Genomic DNA, 5,200 nt, shown 5'->3' with positions numbered 1-5,200 from the left:
GTCGCCGGCCTCCAAGACCTCGCCGTCGAGGTGCTCGCTCCCGACCGCCCTCATCAACCGTCAAGCTGGGCTGACGAAGCCCAGCACCTTACCGCAGCACTGCCCGGTCAGCCGGTCACGGTCATCGCCGGGTCCAACGGGTGTTCAGCAGCCGTGCGTCTCACCCTTGCCAGCCCCGAACGCATCGAACGGCTCCTGTTGGCCTGGCCCGCCACAGCCAGCGATCTGGACATCGACATCCGCACCCGCCGCGGTTTGAGCGACCTGGGCGCCTCTCCGCAGGTCATCGACACGCTGCTAGCCGGCCAGACACTGCGCGGTACTACCGACGACGACCTGGCCGCCATCACCCAGCCCGTCGGCGTCCTCCCTTGTGTCCCCGAAAACCGATATCACCAGCGACGGACCGTCGATGCCCTGCTGCGCGCCATGCCTCACGCCCTGGAACTGCCGGGCTGCCCGGAGCCACCCCATCCGGGCTTCCCGCCCCACGCTGAGTTCTTCATCCGCACCGCCGCCAAGTTCGCGCTGATGTGAGCACTGACTGGCACCCATTCGGACGGTTCGAATATCCGACGTCGCCAGAGGAGTTGCCCACCCACGGCGACCTGGAGGCCGCGGTCGCCAAGCTCCCCACCGACCAGTGGCTGCCGCATAGCGGTGGCGCATGCCGAGATGGTCGATCAGACTCGGAGGATGAGCGCGCCTGGCAGCCAGTACGCCTTCGTGATCGAGACGAAGGACGACCTGGACGGGTCATGGTCGTGGGTCACGAACTACGGCGACGCCGACAACCCCGTGGTTGGGCGCGGCGTGATCGACGACGCTCCAGGAAGCCCGCAGGATTTCGGCCGGGCCATGTTCGACGCCTACTTGGATCGCCTGGCCGAAGTCGCGCCCGAAGCGGTCGAGTACTTCCTGTTCGAGGACTACGACGACACGTGGTGGCGCATCCAGGTCGGGGACGTTCCCGCGACCGGCTACGACCAGAGGAGCACCGTCCCTCCGCCCGGCGACCGTGCCCGCCTGCAGTACCCGCTCGCCATGGCCGCCGACGGGATCGAGCCGCAGGCCACGAGCACCTGGCCAGGCACCGTGGTCCGCAAGCGCCTGCAGGCCAAACATGCCGCTCAGCAGGCCGCCGGCAGGCGGCAGGGAGGCGCCGCGTGACGGCGCAGGAGGGGGAGCTGATCTGGTGCGAGGTGCGCCTGGACGACGTCGCCGGTGTCTTCGGCTCCTACGAGTTGTGGAAGGACGGGCCTTGGTACCACCGCGTTGACTGGCACCGAGTCTGCGAGGCCTTCGGCGGCTTCCTGCAGCGCAACGCCGTGGACGGTGTCGTCACCGATCTTCCCGCCCGGCTGCGCGAGGTCGAGGCGCGGCTGGGCCGGCGCGAGCGGGAGGGACTTCACGCCCTCGTTCTCGAGCCCATCATCATCACGCAGGTGCAACTCACCAACGGCGGCCATCGGCTGTCGGCCATGTGGCAGCAGGGCGTCCGGGTCGTGCCAGGGCTCTTCTGCCGGGGCGACGTCGGCGCGTCCATCACTGCCGACCAGGTGTATCCGACGCCGCAGACCGTTTCGCGGATCAACCGTTCGTGATGTGGGGACAGACCCTGCGCTGCTGGTAGCCGCCGGGCACGCCGGCGCCGACGGCGGCCCAGAACGGCCGGGATTCGCGGAAGTGGCCGCCGAGCGTGTGCCAGGACAGGCCCGGGTGCTCAGCGCGCAGCTGGGCGAGGGCGGCACTGGCCAGCCCGCATCTTTGGTACTCCGGCATGGTGAAGGGGTGTTCGACCCAGCCGAGCCGGCAGCGGCGGCAGAGGTGGTAGTCGACCGCGAAGGCGTGCTCACGGCCCAGGACGGCGGCGCGTGTCCGCCAGCCATCGCTCCGCTCGCCTGAGACCATGTCCTGCCACGGCGCGTCCCGAACAGGAGCGACCGGCCAGCCGCGGCGCCAGCCGAACAGCCCCCACATGATCCACTGGAAAGGCGCGCGCCACGGCTCCGCGTCGGGATCCCAGCCCACCACATGAGCCTGCCCCGCCAGGCGCCGGGCTGTCTCGAGGGCGGCTTTCGCGGCCGCCTCGGGCGACGGGCCGGGCTCGGCGTCGATCGCGGCAAGCTTGTCCACCAGGTCCCGTGCGCTGTCCTCGACGACCTCGGGCAGCACGACGAGCGCCATGACCGTGGTCTCGTGTTCGCAGGAGGCCACCAGGCGGCGTCGTGCCTTGTCGTCGCCGATCGCGCCGGCCTGTTCGACCGTGCGGGCGGCCTGCTCGCACAGGTCGGCGGCGCGCGACAGCTCGCGTACCCGCTGGGCGCCGAGGTCAGCCTTGCGGCGCAGGTCGTCGCGGCACTGCTGGGCGGCGGCCAGCAACCGGGCATGGTCGCCATCGCAGTCGACGAGCACGTTGAGGGCGTAGCCGTGCTGCCACGCCTCGGAACGGGGCTCGTCGGCGCTGCCGACGTTCAGCTCGGCGGGGCCGGGGTCCTTTTCGTACAGCAGGCAGTTGGAGGCGTAGATCCACGCCTGGAAGGCGTCTTGCTCGACCTGGGTGCGCTGTTTCACCGCTGGGGCCCTTCGGCAAGGAACGGGAGAGGCACCATCGACGGTATCCGGCGGCGCCGACAATCCGGAGCCTTGTTATGAGCCAGGTATCGGACATCTTCCCTGGTAGAAGCCCTAGCCCGTGGTCCGCTCCGCGGCCTGGGCTCGGTGGAGATCGTCCACGCCGGCGCGATGCTTGCGCGCGGCCGCCGTGATGGTGGCCAGGTGCCGCTGCATCTCATGCGCGACCTCGACCGAGTCGGGTTCCCACCCCGTTGCGACGAACTCATCAAGGCATCGGCGGTCCGTCGGTTGTTCCCGTACGCGTTGATCGAGCTCCTGCAACTGGACCAGCAGGGGCGCCAAGAGGGCAACGGTGTCGCTGAAGCCTTGCCGCTCCCGCTCCAGACGTGCGGCGATGCGCGCGGCGCGGTGCCGGATTCGATGCGCTCGCTGCCGGCAGATCTTGGTGCAGTAATGAGCGGGACGGCCGGTGTACGCTCGCCGGATCGGCCCTGTACACACCGGGCACCTCCCGCCGTGCTCGCTCTGGCCGCGCTGGTCTGGAAGGTCCTCACGAGCGCCCGAAGCGCTCAGGCTGGTGGCATGCTCGATCCGCAGCATGACGCCCATCACGTTGTGGAGCTGGACGGCCAGGCCGGGCAGGTCGGGGTCGTCCGGGGCGAGGCCAAGGATCAGCTGCTCGAGGGCGGCGATCGCCCCGCGTACGTGGGTGGCGCTCGCGCCTTGCGGGTCGGATGCGACAGGCTCACCGGGCATGGCCGCTCATGGTAGGCGCGTGCCGCTGGTCAGCCACGCCGCCGCGCGGGAAGCGTACCGACCCATAGCGTGCGGCATGGTGGTGGCCGGCCGGAGCCCGGAACCATGACGCGCAGGGGTATCAGCGTGCCGGGTACGCGTCATTGATCGCCTCGCGGGCTGCGCGCCGGGTCCGGTAGGCCTTGGCCACGCACGCGGGGCTGCAAAACCGGTGCCGTCGCAGCGTTGAGGCCGGCAGCGGGTTCGGGCACGAGCGCCAGGCGCAGCGTCGCCTGCTCGCCCTCCCGGTTGTACGCCCTTCTGACCGCTACCTCCAGCTTCGGCGCTACATGCGTCCAGATCTCACGGCTGAGCTTTCCCGTCGGCCTCGGAGCGCCCGCGTGCCCTGATGGTGACGTAGCCCTCCTGGCCGGGGGCAACCGTGCGCGGGTCGACGGCTTCGGTGGGGCAGTCATGGGCGTAGATGCCGCCCGGGTCTTCGGAGCGGTCATGGGGCTTGACCCAGAAGACGCGCCGCAGGAAGCCACGGGGCGGCCATTCGGGCTTGGTGGCCCCCAGCGCCACTGCCTCATAGCACGACAAGAACAGCCGCTGCCCTGCCTTGGCGATCGAGGCGCCCAGCGCCTTGCGATACTTCTTCGCCATGGCGGGTCGACGGTGTGAGGAAACCGGCCGGTGCGGGCCAGCCAATCCAGGCCCTCTCCGAGCACCCAATCTCGGCTGCCTTCGACGAACTCGCCCCGCCGCCACCGCTCCAGATGCCGGGCGTCGTCTTCGATCCGCAGCAGGGCTGCCCGGAACGTCCGCCGCGCAGCGACTTCGATTCTCTCGAACTCGGCCTCGCTGTAGGACTGGGTGGTGCTCTTTGGCCGCAGGACCCGTGCCGCCAGCTCGTCAGCGACTCGCCCGGCCTGAAGCCGCCGATCGTCTCGGAGCTGCTCCTGCTGTGATAGGAACCTCGCGAAGACCAACAACATGTGCCAGTAGCCCCGGGACGTGCTGTGCGAAGCCCACCGCTGAGGGACGCATCTGCGGCGAACAAGGCGCTCAGCGAGCGCTGCAGCGGCTCAGCGACCGGCAAGCGGGAAGAGTCATAGTCGACCACGTGGTTGTTCCTATTGGTGTGGTGAACGACCAGGACGTCACGGTCCAGCACCGGCGGCTGGACATGATCGGCCGGGGGAATCGACGCCTTGCGCCCGCGCCCGCTCACGCTTGGCCGTCCCGGGAGCTCAGCCGGTCGTCGATGTCTTGGATGCCTTCCGACTCCGACGCAATCCGGGCGAACACCGCATCCATTTCAGCCATCGGCGCCGGATCCGCCTCTCCGTTGCTGGCGGTGGCGGGCATCGATCGCAGCTGCAGGTCGGCAACCGGCGCGAGATACCGGGAGATCGTCGTCTCTCTGGAGGCATGACCTAACAGGTTCTGCACCATCATCCACGGGTCGCCGTAGAGCATCCGGTAGTCCCGCCGCTCCTCCGGCGTCAGCCCGAAGCGCTGATCCATCAAGGCATCCAGCACGACCAGCATGTAGAGGGCGAAACTATGCCGGGCCGAGTGCACCGTCGCGTAAGGGGCGTAACAGCAGCAGGCTGGGTTATGCCGTCATCGACCTGGAGACCACCGGGCTGCGGCCGTCGTGGCACGACCGCGTCGTCGAGATCGCCGTGGTCCTGCTCGATGCGTCGGGACGCAGGACAGGCGAGTGGAGCACGCTGGCTGGTCAATCCCGAGCGTGACCTGGGCGCACAGCACATTCACGGGATCAGCGCCGCCGACGTCCGGCACGCTGCCCGCTTCAAGGACATCGCCGGGACGCTCACCGACCTCATCCGCGGCCGGGTGCCGGTGGCTCACCATCTTC

General features: G+C 69.4%; 9 protein-coding genes. 5 read left to right on the top strand and 4 right to left on the bottom strand.

Annotated elements, in window-relative coordinates; genetic code table 11:
- The 3 genes from HCN51_RS57490 to HCN51_RS57480 all read left to right on the top strand — a co-directional run.
- Positions 1 to 537: alpha/beta fold hydrolase (locus HCN51_RS57490; protein WP_168022196.1), on the top strand; the 537-nt coding region annotated here is incomplete at its 5' end.
- Between the two features lie 159 nt (positions 538 to 696).
- Positions 697 to 1,170 carry a hypothetical protein gene (locus tag HCN51_RS57485; protein WP_168022195.1) on the top strand — a complete coding sequence of 158 codons (474 nt, stop codon included), beginning with the start codon at positions 697 to 699 and terminating at the stop codon, positions 1,168 to 1,170.
- The gene (locus HCN51_RS57480) at positions 1,167 to 1,604 is read left to right on the top strand and encodes a hypothetical protein (RefSeq protein WP_168022194.1); all 438 of its coding nucleotides are present in this window, start codon (positions 1,167 to 1,169) and stop codon (positions 1,602 to 1,604) included. Before HCN51_RS57485 ends, HCN51_RS57480 begins: the two co-directional genes overlap by 4 nt.
- On the opposite strand, the gene HCN51_RS58755 is transcribed toward HCN51_RS57480, so the two are convergent.
- The 3 genes from HCN51_RS58755 to HCN51_RS57465 all read right to left on the bottom strand — a co-directional run bounded on the left by HCN51_RS58755 (position 1,591) and on the right by HCN51_RS57465 (position 3,978).
- On the bottom strand, positions 1,591 to 2,574 hold the full coding sequence (locus tag HCN51_RS58755) for a hypothetical protein (protein WP_206069121.1): 984 nt from the start codon (positions 2,572 to 2,574) through the stop codon (positions 1,591 to 1,593). The genes HCN51_RS57480 and HCN51_RS58755 overlap by 14 nt on opposite strands.
- A gap of 114 nt (positions 2,575 to 2,688) precedes the next feature.
- Complete coding sequence (locus tag HCN51_RS57470) at positions 2,689 to 3,333, bottom strand: hypothetical protein (RefSeq protein WP_168022193.1); 645 nt, start codon at positions 3,331 to 3,333, stop codon at positions 2,689 to 2,691.
- A 342-nt stretch (positions 3,334 to 3,675) separates the two neighbouring features.
- Positions 3,676 to 3,978: a DUF6009 family protein gene (locus HCN51_RS57465; protein WP_168022192.1), complete on the bottom strand. Its 303-nt coding sequence runs from the start codon at positions 3,976 to 3,978 to the stop codon at positions 3,676 to 3,678.
- 14 nt (positions 3,979 to 3,992) lie between these two features.
- On the opposite strand from HCN51_RS57465, the gene HCN51_RS57460 reads away from it, so the two are divergent.
- Entirely contained in the window at positions 3,993 to 4,283 is a 291-nt protein-coding gene (locus tag HCN51_RS57460; protein WP_168022191.1) for a hypothetical protein, read from the top strand.
- A 259-nt stretch (positions 4,284 to 4,542) separates the two neighbouring features.
- Here HCN51_RS57460 and HCN51_RS57455 read toward each other — a convergent pair whose 3' ends face one another.
- The gene (locus HCN51_RS57455) at positions 4,543 to 4,866 is read right to left on the bottom strand and encodes a hypothetical protein (RefSeq protein WP_206069120.1); all 324 of its coding nucleotides are present in this window, start codon (positions 4,864 to 4,866) and stop codon (positions 4,543 to 4,545) included.
- Positions 4,867 to 5,016: 150 nt separating this feature from the next.
- On the opposite strand from HCN51_RS57455, the gene HCN51_RS58750 reads away from it, so the two are divergent.
- Positions 5,017 to 5,200: 3'-5' exonuclease (locus HCN51_RS58750; RefSeq protein WP_487353040.1), on the top strand; the 184-nt coding region annotated here is incomplete at its 3' end.

The organism is Nonomuraea composti, assembly GCF_012034275.1.
Classification (GTDB): Bacteria; Actinomycetota; Actinomycetes; order Streptosporangiales; family Streptosporangiaceae; genus Nonomuraea; species Nonomuraea composti.
The sequence above is the reverse complement of the archived record's forward strand: the minus strand, read 5'-3'. Positions and strand labels throughout refer to the sequence as shown.

Excerpts from the sequence above, each read along its gene's own strand:
- HCN51_RS57465 (WP_168022192.1), bottom strand. The coding sequence starts at position 3,978 with ATGGCGAAGAAGTATCGCAAGGCGCTGGGCGCCTCGATCGCCAAGGCA.
- HCN51_RS57485 (WP_168022195.1), top strand. The coding sequence starts at position 697 with ATGAGCGCGCCTGGCAGCCAGTACGCCTTCGTGATCGAGACGAAGGAC.
- HCN51_RS57470 (WP_168022193.1), bottom strand. The coding sequence starts at position 3,333 with ATGCCCGGTGAGCCTGTCGCATCCGACCCGCAAGGCGCGAGCGCCACC.
- HCN51_RS57455 (WP_206069120.1), bottom strand. The coding sequence starts at position 4,866 with ATGCTGGTCGTGCTGGATGCCTTGATGGATCAGCGCTTCGGGCTGACG.